Annotated in this window: 23 protein-coding genes and 2 tRNA genes; 8 read left to right on the top strand and 17 right to left on the bottom strand. The window is 69.6% G+C overall.

Going from position 1 to position 23555, the window contains the following annotated elements; translation table 11 throughout:
- The first annotated feature begins 4 nt into the window (after window positions 1–4).
- The 3 genes from VH969_RS21620 (at window position 5) to VH969_RS21630 (ending at window position 4591) form a co-directional block, all read left to right on the top strand.
- Window positions 5–1468, top strand: a complete 1464-nt coding sequence (locus VH969_RS21620) for a serine/threonine-protein kinase (RefSeq protein WP_331977023.1) — start codon at window positions 5–7, stop codon at window positions 1466–1468.
- A gap of 85 nt (window positions 1469–1553) precedes the next feature.
- The gene (pknB, locus tag VH969_RS21625; protein WP_331977025.1) at window positions 1554–3548 is read left to right on the top strand and encodes a Stk1 family PASTA domain-containing Ser/Thr kinase; all 1995 of its coding nucleotides are present in this window, start codon (window positions 1554–1556) and stop codon (window positions 3546–3548) included.
- 2 nt (window positions 3549–3550) lie between these two features.
- A complete protein-coding gene (locus VH969_RS21630) occupies window positions 3551–4591 on the top strand; it encodes an NAD(P)/FAD-dependent oxidoreductase (protein ID WP_331977027.1) in 1041 nt (346 codons plus the stop codon).
- On the opposite strand, the gene VH969_RS21635 is transcribed toward VH969_RS21630, so the two are convergent.
- From VH969_RS21635 to VH969_RS21645, 3 genes are read right to left on the bottom strand one after another with little or no spacing between them, the layout of a single operon-like run.
- A complete protein-coding gene (locus tag VH969_RS21635; RefSeq protein WP_331977029.1) occupies window positions 4588–5244 on the bottom strand; it encodes an aminodeoxychorismate/anthranilate synthase component II in 657 nt (218 codons plus the stop codon). The two genes, VH969_RS21630 and VH969_RS21635, sit on opposite strands and share 4 nt — an antisense overlap.
- 29 nt (window positions 5245–5273) lie before the next feature.
- Entirely contained in the window at window positions 5274–5429 is a 156-nt protein-coding gene (locus tag VH969_RS21640; protein WP_331977031.1) for a hypothetical protein, read from the bottom strand.
- Window positions 5429–6337: a class E sortase gene (locus tag VH969_RS21645; RefSeq protein ID WP_331977034.1), complete on the bottom strand. Its 909-nt coding sequence runs from the start codon at window positions 6335–6337 to the stop codon at window positions 5429–5431. The genes VH969_RS21640 and VH969_RS21645 overlap by 1 nt, the downstream gene beginning before the upstream one ends.
- Before the next feature lie 132 nt (window positions 6338–6469).
- Here VH969_RS21645 and crgA point away from each other — a divergent pair, with 132 nt between their 5' ends.
- Window positions 6470–6736: a cell division protein CrgA gene (gene crgA, locus VH969_RS21650; RefSeq protein ID WP_331977036.1), complete on the top strand. Its 267-nt coding sequence runs from the start codon at window positions 6470–6472 to the stop codon at window positions 6734–6736.
- A gap of 138 nt (window positions 6737–6874) precedes the next feature.
- The gene (locus VH969_RS21655) at window positions 6875–7294 is read left to right on the top strand and encodes a PH domain-containing protein (RefSeq protein ID WP_331977038.1); all 420 of its coding nucleotides are present in this window, start codon (window positions 6875–6877) and stop codon (window positions 7292–7294) included.
- Here the strand turns inward: VH969_RS21655 and VH969_RS21660 are convergent.
- Window positions 7291–8130, bottom strand: a complete 840-nt coding sequence (locus VH969_RS21660) for a rhomboid family intramembrane serine protease (RefSeq protein ID WP_331977040.1) — start codon at window positions 8128–8130, stop codon at window positions 7291–7293. The genes VH969_RS21655 and VH969_RS21660 overlap by 4 nt on opposite strands.
- 72 nt (window positions 8131–8202) lie before the next feature.
- Window positions 8203–8748, bottom strand: a complete 546-nt coding sequence (locus VH969_RS21665; RefSeq protein ID WP_331977042.1) for a peptidylprolyl isomerase — start codon at window positions 8746–8748, stop codon at window positions 8203–8205.
- Window positions 8749–8830: 82 nt separating this feature from the next.
- Between VH969_RS21665 and VH969_RS21670 the strand changes: the two genes are divergently transcribed.
- Entirely contained in the window at window positions 8831–9529 is a 699-nt protein-coding gene (locus VH969_RS21670; protein WP_331977044.1) for a hypothetical protein, read from the top strand.
- Between the two features lie 60 nt (window positions 9530–9589).
- Here the strand turns inward: VH969_RS21670 and VH969_RS21675 are convergent, their stop codons facing one another.
- From VH969_RS21675 to dnaA, 12 genes are all read right to left on the bottom strand, one after another.
- Entirely contained in the window at window positions 9590–10144 is a 555-nt protein-coding gene (locus VH969_RS21675) for a DUF2020 domain-containing protein (RefSeq protein WP_331977046.1), read from the bottom strand.
- A gap of 69 nt (window positions 10145–10213) precedes the next feature.
- Window positions 10214–10286 (bottom strand) — tRNA-Ala (locus tag VH969_RS21680).
- Window positions 10287–10340: 54 nt separating this feature from the next.
- Window positions 10341–10484, bottom strand: a complete 144-nt coding sequence (locus VH969_RS21685) for a DLW-39 family protein (protein ID WP_414638593.1) — start codon at window positions 10482–10484, stop codon at window positions 10341–10343.
- A 161-nt stretch (window positions 10485–10645) separates the two neighbouring features.
- Window positions 10646–10719: transfer RNA gene (locus VH969_RS21690), tRNA-Ile, on the bottom strand.
- Between the two features lie 58 nt (window positions 10720–10777).
- A complete protein-coding gene (locus VH969_RS21695; RefSeq protein ID WP_414638595.1) occupies window positions 10778–11530 on the bottom strand; it encodes a DUF3566 domain-containing protein in 753 nt (250 codons plus the stop codon).
- Window positions 11531–11771: 241 nt separating this feature from the next.
- Window positions 11772–14306, bottom strand: coding sequence for a DNA gyrase subunit A (gene gyrA / locus VH969_RS21700; protein WP_331977048.1), 2535 nt, complete (start codon window positions 14304–14306; stop codon window positions 11772–11774).
- A gap of 57 nt (window positions 14307–14363) precedes the next feature.
- Window positions 14364–16334 (bottom strand): DNA topoisomerase (ATP-hydrolyzing) subunit B, encoded by a 1971-nt coding sequence (gene gyrB, locus VH969_RS21705; RefSeq protein WP_331977050.1) that lies wholly within the window; start codon window positions 16332–16334, stop codon window positions 14364–14366.
- A 187-nt stretch (window positions 16335–16521) separates the two neighbouring features.
- Window positions 16522–17091, bottom strand: a complete 570-nt coding sequence (locus VH969_RS21710; RefSeq protein ID WP_331977052.1) for a DciA family protein — start codon at window positions 17089–17091, stop codon at window positions 16522–16524.
- A 172-nt stretch (window positions 17092–17263) separates the two neighbouring features.
- A complete protein-coding gene (gene recF, locus VH969_RS21715) occupies window positions 17264–18427 on the bottom strand; it encodes a DNA replication/repair protein RecF (protein WP_331977054.1) in 1164 nt (387 codons plus the stop codon).
- Between the two features lie 2 nt (window positions 18428–18429).
- On the bottom strand, window positions 18430–19356 hold the full coding sequence (gene gnd / locus VH969_RS21720) for a phosphogluconate dehydrogenase (NAD(+)-dependent, decarboxylating) (RefSeq protein WP_331977057.1): 927 nt from the start codon (window positions 19354–19356) through the stop codon (window positions 18430–18432).
- Window positions 19357–19370: 14 nt separating this feature from the next.
- Complete coding sequence (gene dnaN, locus VH969_RS21725) at window positions 19371–20516, bottom strand: DNA polymerase III subunit beta (protein WP_331977059.1); 1146 nt, start codon at window positions 20514–20516, stop codon at window positions 19371–19373.
- Between the two features lie 502 nt (window positions 20517–21018).
- Window positions 21019–22611, bottom strand: a complete 1593-nt coding sequence (gene dnaA / locus VH969_RS21730) for a chromosomal replication initiator protein DnaA (protein WP_414638596.1) — start codon at window positions 22609–22611, stop codon at window positions 21019–21021.
- 514 nt (window positions 22612–23125) lie between these two features.
- Between dnaA and rpmH the strand changes: the two genes are divergently transcribed.
- Complete coding sequence (gene rpmH / locus VH969_RS21735; RefSeq protein WP_331977065.1) at window positions 23126–23263, top strand: 50S ribosomal protein L34; 138 nt, start codon at window positions 23126–23128, stop codon at window positions 23261–23263.
- 5 nt (window positions 23264–23268) lie between these two features.
- On the top strand, window positions 23269–23555 hold a 287-nt coding region (rnpA, locus tag VH969_RS21740; protein ID WP_331977068.1), incomplete at its 3' end, for a ribonuclease P protein component.

Below are 23555 nucleotides of genomic sequence, written 5' to 3' on the forward strand. Positions count from 1 at the left end.
CACCATGCTGACGTCAGGCCAGCTCCTCGCCGAGCGGTACCGGCTGTCACGCCGGATCGCGGTAGGCGGCATGGGCGAGGTCTGGGAGGCGGCGGACACCCGGCTGGACCGGCGCGTGGCCATCAAGGTGCTCAAGCCCGAGCTGTGCGGGGACGCGGAGTTCCTGCACCGCTTCCGGACCGAGGCACGCACGACCGCGTCGCTCAACCATCCGGGTATCGCCGCGGTGCACGACTACGGCGAGACCGCGGCGGTGGTGGACGGTCCGAAGGACACCGCGTACCTCGTGATGGAGCTCGTCGAGGGTGACCCGCTCGCGGCGATCCTCGCCAAGGAGCGGCGGATCAGCGCGGACCTCACGCTGGAGATCCTGGAGCAGGCCGGCAACGCGCTGCAGGCCGCGCACGAACGCGGCTACGTGCACCGGGACGTCAAGCCCGGCAACATCATGGTGACGCCGACCGCCGACGGCCGGGTCACGGTGAAACTCACCGACTTCGGCATCGCCAAGGCCGCCGACGCCGCCCCGGTCACCCGCTCCGGCATGGTCATGGGCACCGCCCACTACATCGCCCCGGAGCAGGCCCTCGGGCACGAGGCCGAGCCGGCGAGCGACGTCTACTCGCTCGCCGTCGTCGGCTACGAGTGCCTCGCCGGCCACCGCCCGTTCCTGTCCGAGAACGCCGTGACCGTCGCGATGATGCACATCCGCGACATGCCGCCACCGCTACCGCCGGACGTCCCGCCGCACGCGCGCGCGGTCGTCGAGGCGACGCTGGTCAAGGACCCCACACAGCGCTACGGCAGCGGCGGGGAGTTCGCGGCCGCGGTCGCCGCGGTCCGTGCCGGGCATCCGCTGCCGGCTCCGTCCGGGCGGGCACTGACGCCCAACCGCGGGCCGAGCGCGAGCAACCCGGCGATGCTGCCGGCCGGGCCGCCTAGCGCGCCGCTGCAGGGGCCGGGCACCGGCTCGTTCCCCCTTGGTCCCCCACCTCCGCCGCGACGCAACCGAACCGCGATGTGGGTTCTGATCGTTGTACTCGCGTTGGTGTTGCTGACACTGGCGGGCTTCGGCATCGCGATGTTGGTGAGCGGTGGGGACAACGACACGGGCGGCGTTTCGACACCGGAGTCGTCGACGTCCGTGGGGGGCGGGGACAATGACGGCGGCGCAGGCGCGGGGGCCCAACCGGGAAACGCGCCGGGGCCGAACCACGACGAGACGGCGCCGAGCAAGCCGGGCGAGTTCGTCGAGGTGGATGACCGGAAGTACATCGGCAGACCCGCGTCCTACGCCGCGGAGTCCCTTTCCCGGGACGGGCTGGTCCCGGTGATCGTGGCGCAGGGCGGACAGGAACCGGAAGACGCGGACAACTGCACGGTCATCAAGATCGACGCGGACCGACCGGTGCTGGTTGGAACGGAGGTCCCGATCTACTGCAACGAGGGAGAGGGCCCGTCGCGATGATTCGCGGAATCTGGGAGCACTGGTCGGGCATGATTGGCGCACGCGGAGCAGTACAACTGCAGACGAGGATCGAGACGACATACCGATGACCACTCCGAGACTGCTCTCCAATCGGTACGAGCTGGGCGAGGTGCTCGGCTACGGTGGCATGTCCGAGGTCCACCGTGGTCGGGACGTCCGCCTCGGCCGGGACGTCGCCGTCAAGGTGCTGCGTGCCGATCTCGCCCGCGACCCTCAGTTCCAGGAGCGGTTCCGGCGCGAGGCGCAGAACGCGGCGGCGCTGAACCACCCGGCGATCGTCGCGGTGTACGACACCGGCGAGACGAGAACAGAAAACGGCCCGCTGCCCTACATCGTCATGGAGTACGTGGACGGGCGGACGCTGCGCGACATCGTCAAGACCGAGGGCCCGCTGCCCGGTCAGCGCGCGATGGAGATCATGGCCGACGTCTGCGCGGCACTGGACTTCTCCCACCGGCACGGCATCGTGCACCGGGACGTCAAGCCGGCCAACGTGATGATCACCCGGACCGGTGCGGTCAAGGTGATGGACTTCGGCATCGCGCGCGCGGTCGCGGACGGCCAGGCCGCCGTGACGCAGACCGCCGCCGTGATAGGGACCGCCCAGTACCTGTCTCCCGAGCAGGCCCGCGGCGAGGCGGTCGACGCGCGCAGCGACGTCTACGCCGCCGGCTGCGTGCTGTTCGAGCTGCTCACCGGCGAGCCGCCGTTCACCGGTGACTCCCCGGTCGCGGTGGCCTACCAGCACGTCCGGGAGGACCCGAAGCCGCCGTCGGCGCTCAACGGGCGGGTCTCGCCCGCGCTCGACGCGATCGTGCTGAAGGCGATGTCGAAGGGCGCGCCGAACCGGTACCAGTCGGCCGCGGAGATGCGCACGGACCTGGTGCGTGTGCTGTCCAACCAGCGCCCGCTCGCGCCGATGGTGATGACCGACGACGAGCGCACCACGATCATGTCGCAGGGCCGCCAGCCCGAGCCGACCCGCGGCCGGCACCGCCCGGCGGCGCTCGCGAACGACTACGACGACTACGACCCGTACGAGGACGAGGAGGAGGAGCGCCGGCGCCGGCGGAAGAAGGGCTGGATCATCGCCCTGGTCGCCGTGCTCGCGCTCGCGCTGATCGGGTTCATCGCGTGGCTGATGGGCACGGTGTTCTCCTCCGACCCGGTGACCGACGAGGTCGTCGTGCCGAACGTGGTCGGCAGGCTCGCCGAGGACGCCCAGCGCACGCTCACCGACCAGGGCTTCGAGGTGGCGCTGGAGCCCGTGCCGTGCCAGGCCTCGCCGGACGGCAAGCCCGGCAAGTGCGGCCCGGACAGCATCGGCAAGGTCATCGACTCGAACCCGAAGGCGGGCGAGAAGATGAAGAAGTCCGACCGCCTCACGCTGCTCGTCGGCGCGCCCGCGGAGAAGGTCAACGTGCCGGACGTGCGCGGCCGCTCCACGGACGAGGCCCGCCAGATCCTCAAGGACGAGGGCCTCGCGGTGGCGCCGCAGACGCGGGAGGAGGAGACCGACGACCCGAACCTGGTCGGCAAGGTGATCGACACCGACCCGACCGCCGGGCAGCCGGTGTCCAAGGGCAGCCCCGTAAAGCTGATCGTCGGCAAGGAGAAGCCGCAGGTCAACGTGCCGGACCAGACCGGCCAGAACGTCGACGCGGCCCGCGCCAACCTCGAAGGCCTCGGCTTCAAGGTCGAGGTCAACGACGTGGACTCCGACCAGCCCAAGGGCACGGTCGTCGACCAGGACCCGAAGAACGAGGATGCGGATCCGGGCTCGACGGTCACCCTCGACGTGTCGAAGGGGCAGGACCAGAACAAGTTCACGATGCCGAACATCATCGGCCAGACGCCGCAGGAGGCCGAGCAGGCACTGCGTGCCCGCGGCTGGACCGGCCAGTTCGACATCAAGGACGGCCAGACGAACGACCCGAACGAGTTCGGCCGGATCGTCGACGCCCAGTTCGGTGAGGGACAGCAGATCGACAAGGACGAGGAGATCGGCATCACGGTCGCGACCGAGCTGAACCCGGGTGGCGGCGGAGGCGGAGGCTGAGCATGCGGACCGCGGTCGTCGGTGCTGGCGTGATCGGCCTGGCGACCGCGGACGCGCTCGCGCGGCGCGGTGCCGAGGTCGTGTGCCTCGAGGCCGGCGTGCCGATGGCGGCCCGGTCGACCGGCAGCTCGCGGATCTTCCGGCTGGCACACGCGGATCCGGCGCTCGTCGCGTTCGCGGCGTCGGCGCGCGAGCTGTGGGCGTCGTGGTCCGAACGCGCGGGCGCACCGCTCGTCGGCTCGGAGGGCGGGGTGCTCACCGGCCCGCCCGCGCGGGACTGGTCGGCCGCCATGGCCGCGGCGGGCGCTGACCACTCGCTTGTGGACGACCCCGCATCGCTGGGCCTGCCGGCGTCCACTGTGGCCGGTCCGGCGCTGTTGGACCCGGCGGCCGGCGTGATCGACGTCCCGGCGACGGGTGCCTTCCTCCAGTCGGTCGTCGGGCCCGCGTTGCGGCCCGGCTACGTGCACCGGCTCGAGGTGTCGGACTCCGGCGTGACGCTGCACAGCTCGGCCGGCCCGGTCTCGGCGGACCGCGTGGTGATCGCCGCCGGGCGTGGGACCTGGCAGCTCGCCGCACAGGTCGGCATCTACGTGCCGACCGCGCTGGCCCACCACGTGCGCTTCACGTTCCGGCTCAAGGACCCGCGGGCGCGGCCGCCGTGCTGGATGGACCGGACGCAGACGTGGCGGCCGGGGTTCACCACGTACCAGCAACTGGCGGGCCCCGGCCGGTGGGCGGTCGGCGCGACGCTGCCGGACGAGGACGCGGCGTGGGAACGCGGCCGGGCGGCGGTGACCGCGCGGTCGCGGGACCTGGTGCGGGCGTACGCGCGCGAGGTCCTGGCAGGCGTCGAGGACGAGATCGTCGAGGAGGTCTACTGCGATTTCCCACCGGCCCTCGGCGACGGCATCCACGTGGCCGGCGCGGGCCCGGTGACCGCCCTGTGGGGCGACAACCTCTTCAAGCACGCCCCGGCGATCGGCGCCTCGCTCGCGACCGCACTCCTCGAGGACACGGTCCCGGACATCCCACCGGCCTAGGTGGTCGCCGCGGCGGCTTCGGCCAGGGTGCGCATCTGGTCGGTCAGTTCGGTCACCCGGGTCTCCGGGACCGGGTGACCGCAGGCCGCCAGCCAGTTGGCGAGCATCCGGTGGCCGCCTTCAGTCAGCACCGACTCCGGATGGAACTGGACGCCCTCGACCGGGAGCTCGCGGTGGCGCATCGCCATCACGATGCCGGTCTCCGTCTTCCCCGTGACCTCGAAGTCGGCGGGAATCGTCTCCGCCAGGACGGTCAGGGAGTGGTAGCGGGTCGCGGTGAACGGGTCCGGCAGGCCGGCCAGCACGCCCACGCCCTCGTGGTGCACCCGGCTCGTCTTGCCGTGCAACAACTCCGGCGCCCGGTCCACGACCGCGCCCCACGCCGCGCCGATCGCCTGGTGGCCGAGGCACACGCCGAGCACCGGCACACCCGCGTCCGCACACCGCCGGACGACGTCGATGCTCGAGCCCGCGCGCTCGGGCGTGCTCGGGCCGGGGCTGATCAGTACGCCGTCGAAGCCGTCCAGCGCGTCGGGCACGGTGAGCGCGTCGTCGTCGTTGCGCCGGACCACGCACTCGGCCCCGAGCTGGGCCAGGTACTGCACGAGGTTGTAGACGAAGCTGTCGTAGTTGTCGACCACCAGCACCCGCATGCCTGACAACCTACCGGCCGCGCTCGCCGCTACTGCACGTCCACGTGGTTGAACGGCAGCAAGGGCTCCAGCCACGGGAAGACAACGAACATCAGCAGCGCCACGAACCCGAGCGCGAGGACGATCGCGAGCGTCGCGCGGATCGCGACCGGGCCCGGCAGGTGCCGCCAGATCCAGGCGTACATCAGACGGTCTCCTCGAGCTCCGGCGGCCGCTCGTTGGGCTTCTTCGCGTCCTTCGCCCACTGCTTGGTCAGCACCGCGTGGACGATCAGCCGCTCCTTGTCGGAGAAGCGCGGGTGGCACGTCGTCAGCGTCATCAGCGAGGCCATCTCACCCTTGCTGGGCGGGGTGGCACCCTTCGGCGGGACCGGGGCGATGACGCCGCCGTTGGTCGGCAGCACGATCTGCTGGCCGTCGAGGTCCTTGTACGCGCCGCCGAGCGGGCCGACGCCCTTGCACTTCGGGTCCTTGGCCTTGGTCTGCGCCCAGTCCTGCTTCTCCTCGGCGAGCGGCAGCATCCGGTAGACGAACCAGCTGTACTGGGTCTCCACGACGATTGCGTCGCACGACTGGATCAGGTTGATGTCGTTGAACGGGGCCCCCTTGCCGACCCGGTGGCCGGCGACCGCGAAGTTGCCGGGCTGGCCCGGGTAGGCGGTCTTCGTGTAGTGCCCGGGGCCGATCTCGAGGGACTTCTCGGTGGTCCCCTCGACGATCGTGAAGTGGTAGTCGGCGCCGAAGGCCGGGATGTACATCTTCGCGAAGCCGTCTCCCTCGCCGAGGCCCTGGAAGTGGTCCTGGCGCTTGGGGTCGGCCGCGGACGGGTCCTGCCACTTGCTGTCGAGCGCGGTGGTGGCGTCGCTCTGCTTGCCCGCGGAGATGAGGTCGGTCCAGTAGACCTCGTAGACGACGAAGAGCAGCACGATCATGCCGAGGGTGATCAGCACCTCGCCGGCGTTCCGCACGATGTTGCGGACGCGATCCGGTCGCTCTGCGCTGTAGCTGCCACGTGGGTACGGAGACGGCCTCATGTCGCCCAGGTCCCCGGAGATCCGGCCTCTGCCGGGACCGAGGTGCTGCACTGTGCCCACGCGCGCTCCTTCCGGTCCTCGACCTGTCCGTTCGTCGCACTACTCAGTTACGTTAACGTGTGAAGCAGTGGACGTGTTCAACACGGATACGGTTGCTTTTGCGTTCAAGCTACACGTCAGGTGAGGACGACCATGCCCAAGTCCAAGGTTCGCAAGAAGGCGGTCTATACACCACCCGCCGATCGACGTACTCCGGTGAAGGTGAAGGCTGCGGGGCCGTCTCACCCGGTATACGTGGCGGTCATGCTCGGGGTGATGTTGCTCGGACTGGCCTGGCTCGTGGTCAACTACATCGCCGGCGAGAGCGTTCCGCTCATGAAGGACCTCGGCAACTGGAACTTCGCCGTGGGCTTCGCGCTGATGATCGGCGGGCTGCTCATGACGATGCGCTGGCGCTGAGATTCTCCCCCGCACACCACGCGATTCACTCGGATACACCCGTTCAGCGCAGTGTGACTGAACCACAAGGGTGTAAGTCATCCCCAGTGTGGATAACCGCTGTGGATAACTCGTCCTTCCCTTCCGGAGTGTGACTCGTTGGCCGTCCCGACCGCGCGCAGCTGGGCACCGAAGCCGGAGCTTGCCGCGGTGGCGTGCGTGCTTGCGCTTGCCGCGGCCGCGTTCGCGGTGTTCTCCGACGACCCACGCGGCCGGGTGCTGCTGGGGGCGGTGGCGCTCGGCCTGGCCCTCGGCGGCCTGTACGGCCTGGTGGTCCGCCCGCGGCTCGCGGCCGACGCGGAAGGCGTGACCGTGCGCGGGCTGACCGGCAGCAGGCGCTGGAGCTGGAGCGAGGTCAACGTGCGGCTCGCGCGCACGCGGCGGCTCGGCCGGGAGGTCTCGACCCTCGAGCTGGACGCGGAGGGCGCCGAGGTGCCGGACCTGGTGGTGCTCGGCCGGCTGGACCTCGGTGCGGATCCCGAGGACGTGGTGAACGCCCTTCTGGAGCTGCGAACCTAGCCGTTGCAGAAGTAGTACAGGTGGCCGTCGACCTGGCAGTCCATCGCGGAGCCCCTGAGCGCGACCGCGACGAGCATGATCACCAGCAGCGCGATGCAGGCGGCGAGCTGTACCTGGAACCGGCGGGCCGGTGGCGAGTAGACCATGGCCGCCGTGGCCAGCGTGCCGGCGACGAGCCCGCCGATGTGCCCGAGCAGCGAGATCCCCGGCAGCGTGACGCTCAGGAAGATGTTGATCGCGATCAGCGTGAGCACCGGCGTCGGGTTCATCCGGGCCTTGAACACGACCACCGCGATGCCGCCGAAGATGCCGTACACCGCGCCCGACGCCCCGGCGACGCCCCCGCCCGCGTCGCCGAACAGCATCACCGCGGTCGACCCGCCGAGCAGCGAGATCAGGTAGACCGCGAGGAACCGGCCGCGGCCGAGCACGACCTCGAGGTCCCGGCCGATCACCCACAGCGCGAACATGTTGAACAGCAGGTGCACCGGCCCGTAGCCGCCGTAGTTGCCGAAGTGCAGGAAGCCCGAGGTGACGAGCCGCCACCACTCGCCGGCGGAGACGAAGGCGGGCACGAGCGTGCCGTCCTGGAACAGCGTCGAGCGGCTGTTGTCGACGATGCTGCCGGCCTGCACCGCGGTCGCGGCGAACGCGGCGACGTTGACCAGGATCAGCGCCGGCACGACGACGAGCCGCCGGCCGCGGCCGGCCTTGGCCCCGCTCACCGTGCGCGCCGGCCGGACCGACTTCACGCCCTCGTTCACGCAGTCGACGCACTGGTGGCCGACGGAGGCCTCGCGCAGGCAGTCCGTGCAGGCCGGCCGGTCGCACCGCACGCAGCGCAGGCCGGTCGGCCGATCCGGATGGCGAACGCAGGCCGGAAGGTTCTGCTGCCGGTTTACCGACACTCAGCCCTCGGCACGCTGGACGCTGACCCGCTCCACGACGATGTCCTCGACGGGCTTGTCCTGTGGACCGGTCGATGAGTGTGCGATGGAGTCGACGACGTTGCGTGACTCCTGGTCGGCGACCTCGCCGAAGATCGTGTGCTTGAAGTTCAGCCAGGTCGTCGGCGCCACGGTGATGAAGAACTGCGACCCGTTGCTGTCCCGCACCCCCGGGTTGGCCATGCCGAGCAGGTACGGCTTGTTGAACTGCAGCTCCGGGTGGAACTCGTCGGCGAACTGGTAGCCGGGACCGCCGCGGCCGGTGCCGGTCGGGTCGCCGGTCTGGATCATGAAGCCGTCGATAACCCGGTGGAAGATCATGCCGTCGTAGAACGGCCCGGACGTCTCGCCCTTGGCGTTGCGCGTCGTGTACTGCTTGCTCCCGTCGGCCAGGCCCACGAAGTTCGACACGGTCTTCGGGGCGTGGTCGGGGAAGAGGTTGATCCTGATGTCGCCCCGCGAAGTGTGCAGGGTCACTCCGACGAGGGAACCATTGCTGTCTGCCACCCGGTCATCGTGCCATCCACAGCGAGATCGGGCGGGAAGGGGCAGGATAGTAACTGTCCGATAAGCCACCCTGGAGCACACTATGGACGATGTGAAGGCCATGACCCGGGCCGGAGAGACGGTCGGCAAGGCCGTCGGCTCCGGCTGGCTCGCGGTCCGTCGAAGCGCCAAACGCGCAGGTCAAGCGAGTGCGGATGCGACGACAAAGGCCGCACACGCCGCGGACCGGAAGCTGACGGAGCGCGGCGTCGCTCCCCAGCAGCTGGCCGTGGCGCTGGCCGAGGGCGCCGGAGTCGCCCGCCAGGAGGTCGTGAAAACCACGCGCCGTGCGCGCAAGAAGTTGGCGCGCAGGGCCAAGCACACCCGCAAGGACCTTGCCAAGGCGGCCAAGCAGGCCCGCAAGGACGCCAGGAAGAGCAAGCCAGCCAAGCGGATGTCGAAGTCGGCGAAGCAGGCCCGCAAGGATGCCAAGGCGATGCAGGCGTCCCTGAAGGCCGACCTCGGCCGGCTGAAGACCCAGGCCACGGAGCAGGCAGCGGCCATGAAGCTCATCGACGCGCCCAAGAAGCGCCGCCGGTGGCCGAAGGTGATGCTGCTGCTCGTGATCGCGGCCGGGGTCGCGTATGTGGTACGCGGCAAGACCCCGACGCCGGAGCCGACACCGGTTCCGGAGCCGGTTCCGGAGCCGCAGCAACGCGTGGACGAGCCCTCTGAGGAAGGCTCGGCTTCGTCGGCCGCCAACGGTCAGCGACCACAGAAGTCACCCACCACGCAGGGCTGATATCTGCGACTCGGCCCGCCAAGGCGATCCCTTGGCGGGCCGAGTGCCGTCTGTGGGCGGTTACAGGCCCAGCGCGGAGATGGCCTCCTGGGCGACGACCTTCGCCTTGATCGTCTGCTCCTGGTTGGTCGTCACGACCACGGCCTCGGTCTCCTTGGCGACGGCGTACACGGCACCGTCGTCGGTCGGCTGTGCGCCGCCGGACCAGCCGCCCGCGAGCTCGGCCGGGTTGGCGGTGTCGATCGGCGCGGCCTGGTCGACGATCGCCTTCGCGACGTCGGCCTTGCCCTGGTAGATCCGGACCGTCATCTGGAGGTTGCCGTCGGACCGGTAGAAGAAGCAGGCGGGCGGATCACCGGCGGAGGTCTTGATCTCGCCGATCCGCTGCCCGTTGGTGTCCTCGACGAAGGTCTGGTCGAGGTAGGGGCAGGGCCCGTCCGCGGTGGGCTTGGGCGCCGGTGGCGCCTTGGCGGCCGGCGCGGGCGCGCTGGCCCCGGTCTGCGGCGGATCCGCCACAGTCGGATTATCCAGCCGGGCCTCGGAGGTGCACGCGGCGAGCACGATCAACAGGGGACCGAGTAACAAGGCGCGTTTCACGGACAGGTAGTCAATCACACACGGTCCGTGGGCGAACAACCGGAAGCTTCCTCCAGCAGGGCACGACCTTTACGCGCTCGACCTTCGTGGAGACGAGGGGAATCGAACCCCTAACCCCTGCCTTGCAAAGGCAGTGCTCTGCCAATTGAGCTACGTCCCCATTGCCGGTGTGGGCCGAGCCCGCACCGGTGGTGTTGCTGACGCTATCGGGCCGTCAGGCCTTCTTGGCGTTGTTGGCGCCGGTGGCCGGAGCGGTCGCCTCGCGCCACAGGTCGTCCTGCGCCTTGGCCGACTTGTTGCGGCGCACGACGAACAGCACGCCACCGGCCACGGCCACCAGAGCGAGAAGCTTCTTCACTTCCATTGCCTCCTTCGGCAAAACACCACGTATCGACTGCTGCGGCCCCCTGCGGCGTCCCGCAGCAAGGCCCAAGTCTGCCACAAGCGGCCGCGTGCCCGACGGGGCTCGGCCACTCACAGGTCAGGCCCCGTCCACGTGGTGAACAGGGCCTGATCCGGTGGGCCTAGGAGGACTTGAACCTCCGACTTCTTCGTTATCAGCGAAGCGCTCTAACCGCCTGAGCTATAGGCCCCAACAGCGCGATGAGACTATCGCACGGCTTGCATCGCGCCCAAACCGGTATCCCTGCGCTACTCCCGCTCCGCGAGCGTCACTTCGAGGCCGCCGGCGAGGTCCGCGGAGACGTTGTAGATGAAGGCGCCGACCGTGGACAGCGCGCTGAACAGCACGATGTTCACCGCCCCGATGATGGCCGCGACACCGAAGACGCGACCGGCGCTGATCAGTGGTTCGCCGCCGCCGTTGTCCGTCGGCTGGAGGATCTCGCTCGAGATGCCATTCAGCTTGTCCCACACGCCCATGCCGTCGAGGACCGCGTACAGCACGCCGACCGCGACCAGCCACACGAAGAACAGCGCCACGCCGAGCACCAGCGACAGCTTCAGCACCGACCACGGGTCGAACCGCTTGATCTGCAGGTTCGCCCGCCGGGGGCCCCGGCCGGGACGGCGCAGCGCACTCGGCGTCGCCGCCGCCGACATGCGGACCGGGCCGGTGGACGGGCCCGGGCCCTCCAGATGCACGGTCGTCCGGGACGGGGCCGCGCCCGCGTGGGGCATGCCCGTGCCCGGCGCCGGCACCGTGGCCGCCGTCGGCAGGCCGTCGGGGAACATGCGGGCCGCCGCGGCGCCGGTCACGACCGGGCGCTCCAGCGACACGGTCTTCTCGCCGACCGGCTCCGACCGCTGCGGGGCCTGCTCATCGCGCGACTCATCGCGCGGTGGCGTGTTCTCCGGCGCCTCCTGGCCGCGTTCGGGTGTCGTCGGGGACACCGGTGCCGTCGTGGACGAGGAGTTCGACGTCGACGTGTTGTCGCTGGTCACCCGCTGCCATGGCGGTGGGGTGCCGTGGGTGAGCTCCAGGTCGTCGGACGTGGCTACGCGTGCGGTGGGCGCGTCCGCCGACACCTGCCCGTTCCCCTCATGGTTGCCACCGGCGTGCTCGACCGGTTTGGCCTGGCCGTCGGTGGCGACGCCGGACGTCTGGTCCGACTCGCGCTCCGTGTTCTGGCCGGTGCTTCCGGACTTGTCAGCTGGTGTCACGAGGATCCCCTACGTGTCGCGCTTACTGCGGTGGCTCTTGTGGCTGCTGGCCGTTGTCGGACGTCTCGGGTGCCGGAGGAGTTGCGCCGCCGTTCTCCGACGGCTCCTCGGCGCTGCGTGCGATGGCAACCAGGGTGGTCCCTTCACCGAGGTTCATCAACCGCACCCCCTTCGTCTGCCGGCCGGCCTTGCGCACCTCCCGGGCGTTGGTCCTGATGACCCCGCCCGACGAGGTGATCGCGTACACCTCGTCGTCCACGTCGACGATGAGGGCACCCACAAGCCTGCCACGCTTCGTGTCGTGCTGAATGGTGAGCACGCCCTTGCCGCCCCGGCCCTGCACCGGGTAGTCCTCGATCGCCGTGCGCTTGGCGTACCCGCCGTCCGTCGCGACCAGCAGGAACTGTCCTTCGCGGACGACGCCGAGGGTGAGCAGCTCGTCACCGGAGTTGAACCGCATGCCGAGCACGCCCGACGTCGCCCGGCCCATCGGCCGCAGCGCCTCGTCGGTCGCCTTGAACCGGATGGACTGGCCACCCGCCGACACGAGCAGCAGGTCGTCCTCAGCCCCGCACAGCACGGCGCCGACGAGCTCGTCCTCCTCGCGGAGGTTGATACCGATCAGGCCGCCCGCGCGGTTGCTGTCGAAGTCCGACAGCTTGCTCTTCTTGACCAGGCCGCTCTTCGTCGCGAGCACCAGGTACGGCGCGACCTCGTAGTCCTTGATCTCGATGACCTGCGCGATCGTCTCCTCCGGCTGGAACGCCAGGAGGTTCGCGACGTGCTGGCCGCGCGCGTTGCGGTTGGCCTCGGGCAGCTCGTACGCCTTCGCCCGGTACACCCGGCCCTTGTTCGTGAAGAACAGGATCCAGTCGTGGGTCGAGCACACGAAGAAGTGCGCCACGATGTCGTCCTGCTTGAGGCCGGCGCCCTGCACGCCCTTGCCGCCGCGCCGCTGCGCGCGGTACAGGTCGGTCTTCGTGCGCTTCGCGTAGCCGGTCCGGGTGATCGTGACGACCACGTCCTCGACCGCGATCAGGTCCTCGATCGACACGTCGCCGTCGTACGGGATGATCTTCGTCCGGCGGTCGTCGCCGTGCTTCTCGACGATCTCCATGAGCTCGTCGCGGACGATGTTCCGCTGCCGCTCGGGGTTCGCCAGGATGTCCTGCAGGTCGGCGATGACGAGCTCGATCTCGGCCAGCTCGTCCACGATCTTCTGCCGCTCCAGGGCGGCGAGCCGGCGCAGCTGCATCTCGAGGATCGCGTTCGCCTGGATCTCGTCGACGTCCAGCAGCTCGATCAGGCCCGTCCGGGCCTCGTCGACCGTCGGCGAGCGGCGGATCAGCGCGATGACCTCGTCGAGCGCGTCGAGCGCCTTGACCAGACCGCGCAGGATGTGCGCCCGCTCCTCCGCCTTGCGCAACCGGTAGCGGGTGCGCCGGACGATCACGTCGACCTGGTGCTTGACGTAGTGCCGGATCATCTGATCGAGGCGCAGCGTGCGCGGCACGCCGTCGACCAGGGCCAGCATGTTGACGCCGAAGTTGTGCTGCAGCTGGGTGTGCTTGTAGAGGTTGTTCAGCACGACCTTCGCGACCGCGTCCCGCCGCAGCGTGATCACGATGCGCATGCCGTTGCGCTTGTTGGACTCGTCGGCGACTTCGGAGATGCCCGTGACCTTGCCGTCGCGCACCAGCTGCGCGATGTTCTCGATCAGGTTGTCGGGATTGACCTGGTACGGCAGCTCGGTGACGACCAGTATCGTGCGGCCCTTGGCGTCCTCGTCGACCTCGACCACCGCGCGCATGCGGATCGAACCGCGGCCCGTGCGGTACGCGTCCTCGATGCCCTGCGTGCCGAGGATCTGGCCGTGCGTCGGGAAGTCCGGACCCTTGATCCGCTGCATCATCGCGGCGAGCGTCTCGTCCTCGGACGCGTCCCAGTTCTCCAGTGCCCACACGACGCCGGCCGCGACCTCACGCAGGTTGTGCGGCGGGATGTTGGTGGCCATGCCGACCGCGATGCCGCCGCTGCCGTTGACGAGCAGGTTCGGGATCCGCGAGGGCAGGACGTCCGGCTCCTGCGTCTTGCCGTCGTAGTTGTCCGAGAAGTCGACGGTCTCCTCGTTGATGTCCTGCAGCATCGCCATGGCGAGCGGCGCCATCCGCGCCTCGGTGTACCGCATGGCGGCCTGCGGGTCGTTGCCCGGTGAGCCGAAGTTGCCCTGGCCGTCGATGAGCGGGTACCGCAGCGACCACGGCTGGGCGAGCCGGACGAGCGCGTCGTAGATCGCGGAGTCACCGTGCGGGTGGTAGTTGCCCATGACGTCGCCGACGATGCGCGAGCACTTGACGTGGCTGCGGTCCGGCCGCAGGCCGGTGTCGTACATCGAGTACAGGACGCGGCGGTGCACCGGCTTGAGCCCGTCGCGCACGTCCGGCAGCGCGCGGCTCACGATGACGCTCATCGCGTAGTCGATGTAGGAGCGCTGCATCTCCTGCTGGATGTCGACCGGCTCTATCCGGTCGCCCTCCGGCGGCAAGGTTTCGGTCACGAACCTGGGTTCCTTTTCCTGTTACCAGCAGTCGGCTAGACGTTGCCCGGACATCGCCTAGACGTCGAGGAAGCGGACGTCCTTGGCGTTGCGCGTGATGAAGGAGCGGCGGGCCTCGACGTCCTCGCCCATCAGCACGCTGAACAGCTCGTCCGCCTGGGCGGCGTCGTCGAGGGTCACCTGGAGCAGCAGGCGGTTCGCCGGGTCCATCGTGGTCTCCCACAGCTCGTCGGCGTTCATCTCGCCGAGACCCTTGTACCGCTGGATGCCGTCCTCCCGGTTGATCTTCTTGCCGGACTCCAGACCGGCCTTGAGCAGGCCGTCTCGCTCTCGGTCGGTGTAGGCGAACTCCGGTTCGGCGCGCTGCCACTTGATCTTGTAGAGCGGCGGCTGCGCGAGGTACACGTGGCCGTGCTCGACCAGCGGGCGCATGAAGCGGAACAGCAGCGTCAGCAACAGGGTCCGGATGTGCTGACCGTCCACATCGGCGTCCGCCATCAGCACGATCTTGTGGTAGCGCAGCTTCGAGAGGTCGAACTCGTCGTGGATGCCGGTGCCGAGCGCGGTGATCAGGCTCTGCACCTCGGTGTTCTTGAGCACGCGGTCGATGCGTGCCTTCTCCACGTTGATGATCTTGCCGCGGATCGGCAGGATCGCCTGGTACATCGACTCCCGGCCCTCCTTGGCCGAGCCGCCCGCGGAGTCGCCCTCGACGATGTAGAGCTCGCACTCCTCGGGGTTGGTCGACCGGCAGTCCTTGAGCTTGCCGGGCAGGCCGCCGATGTCGAGCGCGCCCTTGCGGCGGACCAGCTCCTTCGCCTTGCGGGCCGCGATCCGGGCCTGGGCCGAGGAGACCGCCTTGGTCACGATCGTCTTCGCCTCGGACGGGTTGCGCTCGAACCAGTCCGCGAGGCGCTCGTTCGACGTGGTCTGGACGAACGTCTTCGCCTCGGTGTTGCCCAGCTTCTGCTTGGTCTGGCCCTCGAACTGCGGCTCCGCCAGCTTGATCGAGATGATCGCGGCGAGGCCCTCGCGCACGTCGTCGCCGGTGAGGTTCGCGTCCTTATCCTTGAGCAGCTTCTTCTCGCGCGCGTATACGTTGACCACCCGGGTCAGCGCGGCGCGGAAGCCCTCCTCGTGCGTGCCGCCCTCGGCGGTGTTGATCGTGTTGGCGAACGTGTATACCGACTCGCTGTAGCCGGTGTTCCACTGCATCGCGACCTCGACCTCGAGCCCGTCGCCCTTGGCCTCGAAGGAGATCACGTTCCCGTGGATCGCGTCGCGCGTGTGGTTGATGTGCTTGACGAAGTCCTCGAGCCCGCCCGGGTAGTGGTACGTGCGCTCGCGCACGCGCGCCGACTTGCCCTCGGCGTCCGCCTCGCTGTCCTCTTCGGACACCCGCTCGTCGCGGAGCACGATCGTCAGGCCCTTGTTGAGGAACGCCATCTCCTGCAGCCGGCGCGCGACGGTCTCGGCGTTGAACGTCGTCGTCTCGAACACGGCGGGGTCCGCCCAGAACGTGACCGAGGTGCCGGTGCGGTCGGTGGGCTCGCCCTCGTGCAGCTCGCCGGGCTCGGAGCGCTCGTAGTGCTGGGACCACACCTTGCCGTTGCGGAGGATCTCCACGTCCAGCCTGGTGGACAGCGCGTTCACCACCGAGATGCCGACGCCGTGCAGGCCGCCGGACACCGCGTAGCTGTCGCTGTCGAACTTGCCGCCCGCGTGCAGCGTGGTCAGCACGATCTCCAGCGTCGGCTTCTGGTGGACCGGGTGCATCTCGACCGGGATGCCGCGGCCGTCGTCGACCACGCGAGCGCCGCCGTCGGCGAGCAGCGTGACCTCCACGCGGGTCGCGAACCCGGCCATCGCCTCGTCGACGGCGTTGTCCACGACCTCGGTGAGCAGGTGGTGCAGGCCGCGCTCGCCGGTGGAACCGATGTACATGCCGGGCCGCTTTCTGACGGCCTCGAGACCCTCCAGGACGGTGATGGAGGACGCGTTGTATTCATGGTTATTGGTGGCTGCCACGGGCGTGGTGTCTCCTCGTCAAGGAACGGGCGCGAAACTCCCTATCTCAATTGTACTGGTGCGGTCGCGCTGGAGTGGGGCAAGGACACCCCTAGCGTCGCCACTGACGCTCTGACGGAAAAGGGCGTGAGAGAGGACTCCGGCCCGCGGTCCCGACCCCGGTTCTGACGGATTTCCGGCCGCCGGTTCACCCGTAGGTGTCCCGTGGCCCCCTTCCGCGTACGTGCCGGGGCCCGTAACGCCAGCTCGGCGTCGACGGACCGTGCACCTTCAGCCGCTTGACCACCCCGTCGCCCACGCCGGCGGCGATCTTGGCGAGGAGCTGGCGCTGCAGGAGCCGAAGCTGCGTGGCCCAGGCGGTCGAACGCGCCTGGACGGTCAGCTCGCCGTCCTTGAGCGACACGGGCTGCGCGTGCTCGGCGACCTCCTCGCCGACGATCTCGCTCCACCTGGCGAACAGGCGGCCGGTCGTCAACCTGCCGGTCCACCCGCGCTCGGTGGCGAGCCGGGCGGCGAGCCGGCCGAGCGGCTGCGGGTCCCGGTCGTCTGCGCTCGGCCCGGACCAGCGCCTGCGGCGTCGCGAGCGGCCCGCGAAGTTGCGCTTGACCTGCTTGGTCCGGTTGGCCGTCGGCCCGCCGGAGGCCTCCCTGGCGGCCTGGAGCGCGGCACGGGCCAGGTCGGAGCCGCGCAGCTGTGGATAGTCACTCTCCGTGCTAGATCGCGGGACCCGATCATCGACCGCCCCCTTGGGGGGCATCTTCCCAGGCAGATCCACCTGGTCGGGGGGCGCTGAAGCGTGGCGGGTGACAGTGTTATCCACACTATCCACAGGGTTGTCCCCAGATGTGCGGCGTATCACATCACTGGTGGTGACTCGCGGTTGATCACTGGGCCGTTCGGGGGATTGATCACCCTGGGTACCCGGCTGATCAGCTGGCGACTGGTCCGGCACGAGCCACCTCCCCGTTCGACACGACGTAGCGGGCGCCGTCGAGCTCGTCCGGCACATCCTCCTCCACCGCGGCGGTCACGAGGACCTGTTCGGCCTGCACGGCCACGTCGGCGAGTCGCCGCCGGCGGCGGCGATCGAGCTCGGCGAACACGTCGTCGAGGACGAGCACGGGTTCGCTGCCGTCGGCACGCAGCAGCTCGTAGGACGCGAGCCGCAGCGCGAGCGCGAACGACCAGGACTCGCCATGGCTCGCGTAGCCCTTCGCAGCCACGTCGTCGAGGGTGAGCTCGAGCTCGTCGCGGTGGGGGCCGACCAGGCTGACGCCGCGCTCCAGCTCGTTGTCGCGCGCGGCCGCCATCGCCGCGAGCAGCGCGTCGACCAAGACCTCCGGGTCCGCGCGCGCCCCCGGCGTGCCGTACTCGGCCGGGAACGACTCGGCGATGCCCGACCGGTACCGGATCCGTGCCGGCCGCGACTCGGGCGCGACTCCGGCGTACGCCGCGGTGACGTGGTCGGCCATGTCGGCGACGAGGTCCAGGCGTGCGGTGAGCAGCTCCGCGCCGTGCCGGGCGAGGTGACCGTCCCACACGTCGAGCGTCGCGATATCCCCCTTCGACCCGGCGCGCCGCGCGTGGACCGAGGACTTGAGCAGCGCGTTGCGCTGGCGCAGCACCCGGTCGTAGTCCGCGCGCACCCCGGCGTAGCGAGGCGCGCGCAGTACCAACAGGTCGTCGAGGAAGCGCCGCCGCTCGCTCGGGTCGCCGCGCACGAGCGCGAGGTCCTCCGGCGCGAACAACACGGTGCGGAGGATCCCGAGCACGTCGCGGGTCTTCGGCACGGGCGAGCGGTTCACGCGCGCACGGTTCGCCTTGCCCGCGGTGATCTCGAGCTCGACCGTCAGCTCACGCCCGGCGTTGACGACGGCGGTCCGCACGATCGCGCGGGAGCAACCGTGGCGGATCAACGGAAGATCCACCGCCACCCGGTGCGAGCCGAGCGTGGCGGTGTAGCCGATCGCCTCGACGAGGTTCGTCTTACCCTGCCCATTCTGTCCTAGGAGGACATTTGCGCCAGGCGTCAGGTCCAGGTCCGCGTGCTCCCACGACCGGAAGTCGCTGACCTGTAGATGCCGGACGTACAACGTCAGCCTTGGGTGCTGCCCGCGCCCGACGTGGGCCCGGCCTGGTGTACCGCGTGCCCGCCGAACTGGTTGCGCAGCGAGGCGACCGCGCGCATCGCAGGCGAGTCGTCCTGCCGCGAGCGGAACCGGGCGAACAACGCGGCCGCGATCACCGGCGCCGGCACCGCGAGGTTGATCGCCTCCTCGACGGTCCACCGGCCCTCGCCGGAGTCGTCGACATAGCCACGAAGATCGTCGAGCTCCGGGTCGGAGTCGAGGGCGCGGACCAGAAGGTCGAGCAGCCACGAGCGGACCACGGTTCCGCGCTGCCACGCCTTGATCACCGCCGGCACGTTCTCGATGAGGTCGGCCGTCTCGAGGAGCTCGAACCCCTCGGCGTAGGCCTGCATCAAGCCGTACTCGATGCCGTTGTGGATCATCTTCGCGTAGTGGCCGGCGCCGACCGGGCCCGCGTGCGCGAACCCCTCCTCGCGCGGGCCTTCCGGGCGCAGCGCGTCGAAGATCGGCATCGCCCGCTCGACGTGCTCGGCGCGGCCGCCGACCATCAGCCCGTAGCCGTTGTCCTTGCCCCACACGCCACCGGACACCCCGCAGTCGAGGTACCCGATCTCCTTCTGGTCGAGCAGCTCGGAGTTCTGCTGATCGTCGGTGAACCGCGAGTTGCCGCCGTCGATCACCATGTCGCCGGCGTCGAGCAGCCCGGCGAGCTCGGTGATCGTCTGCCGGGTCGGCTCACCCGCGGGCACCATGATCCAGACCAGCCGCGGCGCCTCGAGCCGGCCGACCATGTCGGCGAGCGAGGCCGAGTCGCTGACGTCCGGGTTGCGGTCGTAGCCGACCACCTCGTGACCGGCCGCCCGGATCCGGTCCCGCATGTTGAAGCCCATCTTGCCGAGACCGACGAGACCGAGCTGGGTGTTGCTAGCCACTGGAAGTCCTCCGATCAGCCGGGCAGGCGCACCGGCATCAGCAGATGCAGGTACCCCGGTACCACCGACCCATCCTCACCGACCGGCTTGATCAGCGCCGGTCGGCTGGGCGTGGTGAAGGAGAGCTCCGCGCGGTCGGCGTGCAGCGCGCCGAGCCCCTCCTGGAGGAACGACGGGTTGAACGCGATCGTGACGGGCTCGCCCGTGTACTCGACCGCGATCTCCTCCTCCGCGCTGCCCTCGTCGTCGCCGCCGGCGGTCAGCCGCAGGCCGGACTCGCCGAACTCCAGCCGCACCTGGGTGCCGCGCTCCGCGACGAGCGACACGCGCTTGATCGCCTCGACGAGCGGGGCCACCTCGATGATCGCGGTCGCGGTCTGCTCGGTCGGCAGCAGCTGGCGGTAGCGCGGGAACTCCGTATCGAGCAGCCGGCTGGTGGTGCGCCGGCCGGAACCGGACAGCCCGATGAGCCCGTCGCCGGGGGCGAGGGCGAGCTCGACGGTCGCGCCGGCGGTGCCGAGTGCCTTGGCCGCGTCGGCCAGCGTGCGCGCCGGCACCAGGACGGCGACCTCGCCGGCGTTGGCCATGCTCTCGTCCGGCGTCCAGGTGAACTCCCGCATCGCGAGGCGGAACCGGTCCGTGGCGACGAGGGTCAGCTTGTCCCCGTCGATCTCCACGCGCACTCCGGTGAGCATCGGGAGCGTGTCGTCCTTGCCGGCCGCGACGGCGACCTGGCTCACCGCGAGGCCGAAGACCTCACCGGCCAGCTCGCCCGCGTGTGGCGGCATCGCCGGCAGCTGCGGGTAGTCCTCGACCGGCATGGTCGGCAGGCTGAACTTCGCGCTGCCACACGTGATCGACACGCGTGCGCCGTCGACCATGATCTCGACCGGTTGCGCCGGCAGGGATCGGGTGATGTCCGCGAGCAGGCGACCGGACACGAGCGTGCGCCCGCCGTCCGCGACCGTCGCCGCGACGCCGACCGTGGCCGAGACCTCGTAGTCGAAGCCGGAGATCGTCAGTGCGTCCGAGCCGGCGTCGGAACTGCCGGCATCCAACAGGATGCCGCCGAGTACCGGGACCGGCGGCCGGGACGGCAGGCTGCGCGCGACCCAGGCGACGGCGTCGGCGAGTCCGTCGCGCTCGACGCGGATCTTCATGACTGTCCTTTCCAGACACGGCAAGAGGACGCGGGCATGCGGGCATGCACCCCCGACGGCTCGCGACGTAGACCGTCACCGTACGGCGTGCCGGCCGGGCGCGGTACTCGGGGCTCGGTGGCTCCGGGTGTGTGTGGCCGCTTCGTCGTTCGCTGACTCGCGTCCCCTGTCTTTTCTTTGTTGATGAAGAGAAGAGAGAAAACCAGCAGTAGTAGTAAGGGCTGTGGGTTGTGTGGACAACGCTCGTCCGCGCACGTCGTCGCGCGCGTCCGGCTGTGGATGAACCTGGTGTCCGATCCGTGGACAGCTCGGCGCACCGGTGGATGGATCGGCGACGCACCGGAGTTGTCCACACATGGCCCCCAGTTGCCCACAGCACGCTCCCCAGACTTGGCCCGGTTCATACCCAAGTCGTGCACAGGGCTGGGGACGGTCATGAATCCCCTTTCCGGGTGATGCCAAGGGGTCTCGCGAAGATCGTTGCCACGTAAGGAAGATCGCGTCAGCCGCGTGCGCGTTGCTTGATGCGCGAGGTCAGTTCCTGGACCTGGTCGTAGATCCGCCGGCGTTCCGCCATCTCCTTGCGGATCTTCTTCTCCGCGTGCATGACCGTCGTGTGGTCGCGGCCGCCGAAGGTCTGTCCGATCTTCGGCAGCGACAGGTCGGTCAGCTCGCGGCACAGGTACATGGAGATCTGCCGCGCCTGCGCGAGCGCCTTCGTTTTGCCTGGGCCGCAAAGATCATCGATCGTCACGGAGAAGAACTCCGCCGTCACGGCCATGATGGTCGACGCGCTGATCTCCGGAACCTGGGAGTCGGGGATCAAGTCCCGCAACACGATCTCGGCTAGGCCGACGTCGACCGGTTGCTGGTTAAGGGAAGCGAAGGCGGTCACGCGGATCAGCGCGCCCTCGAGCTCGCGGATGTTGTGCTCGATGCGGGCGGCGATGAACTCCAGCACCTCGGCGGGCGCGGCGAGCCGGTCCTGCGCGGCCTTCTTGCGCAGGATGGCGATGCGCGTCTCGAGCTCGGGCGGCTGGATGTCGGTGATGAGCCCCCACTCGAACCGCGTGCGGAGTCGATCTTCCAGAGTTTCCAACCGTTTCGGCGGCCGGTCGGACGACACGACGATCTGCTTGTTGGCGTTGTGCAACGTGTTGAAGGTGTGGAAGAACTCCTCCTGGGTTCCTTCCTTGCCTTCCAGGAACTGGATGTCGTCCACCAGCAGGATGTCGATGTCGCGGTACCGCCGCTGGAACGCGACCTTGCGGTCGTCGCGCAGCGAGTTGATGAAGTCGTTGGTGAACTCCTCGGTCGACACGTACCGCACGCGCATGCCCGGGAAGAGCCGTTGCGCGTAGTGGCCGACCGCATGGAGAAGATGTGTCTTGCCGAGCCCGGACTCGCCCCAGATGAACAACGGGTTGTACGCGCGGGCCGGTGCCTCCGCGACGGCGACCGCGGCCGCGTGCGCGAAGCGGTTGGACGCGCCGATGACGAACGTGTCGAACGTGTACTTCTCGTTCAACCGTGTCTTGGAGGTCTGCGGCTGCGCGGGCGCGGTGAACGGTTGACCGCTGGGGGGCTGGCCGACGGCGAACGTCGGCCAGATCTCGTGCACGGTGGCGAGCGCCTCGGTCTCCTCGTCGACCTCTTCGCCGTCGGAGTTGTCCGCACCGGGATCGGCGCCGTACTCCGACTCGATCTCGTCGGACACGGGCGGGAGGATCGGCGTGCGCGGCGGCAGCTGCGGGTCGGCGCCGTTGCGCCCGTCGACCCCCACGTCTCCATTGGACGGTGTCGCCGGCATCGGGGCGGTGGCCGGGAGGGGCGTGCCGGCCGGCGGTGTCATCGGGTCGACCTTCACCGCGAGCGAGACGGCACGGCCGAGCCGGCGCGACAGCGCGTCGGTGATCGGTTCGCGGAGCGCGCGCTCGATGGCGTCCTTCGCGAAGTCACTGGGCGCCGCGAGCAACGCCGTGCCGTCGAGAAGCCCGATGGGCCGGGTCACCCGCATCCACGCGCGTTGTTGGGGGGACAGCGTGCCCGCGGACAGTTCCCGCACGACCTGCTCCCAGACGACACCAAGGTTCATCTGCTCGGACACCTACGAGCTCCCCTCCCCTCGTCGGCCATTGGTCATGTCCAACCCTCCGACCCACCCCGAACCGCCCACCCCGCGTGGGCTCGGTCGCGCCCCGACGAAACGGGAAGCATCCACAGGGTTGTCCACAACTGTGCACGAAGGTACGGCGAACCGCAGCGGAACCCCCGCCGAAGGTCCGACATAACTTGCGCGGCGCAGTAGGGCTCCCACTCCCATCTGGCCAACCAAGAGCACGCACGCTAACAAGCGCCGCGCTATGCCACAAGATGTGTTCGCTAGCAAGCATCCGAGCGTGCGCGGCGTGTCGCCGACCGGCAGCCGGGCGGACGTGACGGGCACCCGGATTGAACCCCCTGATCGAGGGTGCGTAGCCTTATAAGGTCTCCCGCGAGGTGTGGGGTGAGTTCTGCGCGCCGTCCGTCGGTAGACCGGGCGTTGTGGCCGGGACGCCGGACGTCGGCGGGGACGTGAACTTGGCGAGCCAGTACCGGGAGATCCACCAGTGAGCAAGCGTACTTTCCAGCCGAACAACCGCCGCCGGTCGCGGACCCACGGGTTCCGGCTGCGCATGCGCACCCGCGCCGGGCGGGCCATCCTCGCTGCTCGTCGCAGCAAGGGCCGCAAGCGCCTGTCTGCCTGACTTGCGTGCTCCCGGCGTCCGCACGACTGACCCGTAGCGACGACTTTCGGCTGGTGACCAGGAAGGGCCGGCGAGTTGGCCGGTCCAGGCTCGTCGTCCATGCGATCACGGCCGAAGAGGTCGCGCGGCTCGGTGCGGCCGGGTCTCCGGACACCCGCGTCGGTTTCGTGGTCAGCAAGGCCGTGGGGAACTCCGTCGTACGTCATCGCGTCACGCGCCGCTTACGTCATCTAGTTCGCGAACGTATTGGAACCGTCGCGCCTGGTTGCACGTTGGTCGTACGAGCGCTCCC

The organism is Actinophytocola sp., assembly GCF_036555685.1.
Classification (GTDB): Bacteria; Actinomycetota; Actinomycetes; order Mycobacteriales; family Pseudonocardiaceae; genus Actinophytocola.

What these genes read in the sequence shown, in the direction of transcription:
- VH969_RS21620 (WP_331977023.1), top strand. Translation starts at nt 5, where the DNA reads ATGCTGACGTCAGGCCAGCTCCTCGCCGAGCGGTACCGGCTGTCACGC.
- pknB (WP_331977025.1), top strand. Translation starts at nt 1,554, where the DNA reads ATGACCACTCCGAGACTGCTCTCCAATCGGTACGAGCTGGGCGAGGTG.
- VH969_RS21630 (WP_331977027.1), top strand. Translation starts at nt 3,551, where the DNA reads ATGCGGACCGCGGTCGTCGGTGCTGGCGTGATCGGCCTGGCGACCGCG.
- VH969_RS21635 (WP_331977029.1), bottom strand. Translation starts at nt 5,244, where the DNA reads ATGCGGGTGCTGGTGGTCGACAACTACGACAGCTTCGTCTACAACCTC.
- VH969_RS21640 (WP_331977031.1), bottom strand. Translation starts at nt 5,429, where the DNA reads ATGTACGCCTGGATCTGGCGGCACCTGCCGGGCCCGGTCGCGATCCGC.
- crgA (WP_331977036.1), top strand. Translation starts at nt 6,470, where the DNA reads ATGCCCAAGTCCAAGGTTCGCAAGAAGGCGGTCTATACACCACCCGCC.
- VH969_RS21670 (WP_331977044.1), top strand. Translation starts at nt 8,831, where the DNA reads ATGGACGATGTGAAGGCCATGACCCGGGCCGGAGAGACGGTCGGCAAG.
- VH969_RS21710 (WP_331977052.1), bottom strand. Translation starts at nt 17,091, where the DNA reads ATGCCCCCCAAGGGGGCGGTCGATGATCGGGTCCCGCGATCTAGCACG.
- dnaN (WP_331977059.1), bottom strand. Translation starts at nt 20,516, where the DNA reads ATGAAGATCCGCGTCGAGCGCGACGGACTCGCCGACGCCGTCGCCTGG.
- dnaA (WP_414638596.1), bottom strand. Translation starts at nt 22,611, where the DNA reads ATGAACCTTGGTGTCGTCTGGGAGCAGGTCGTGCGGGAACTGTCCGCG.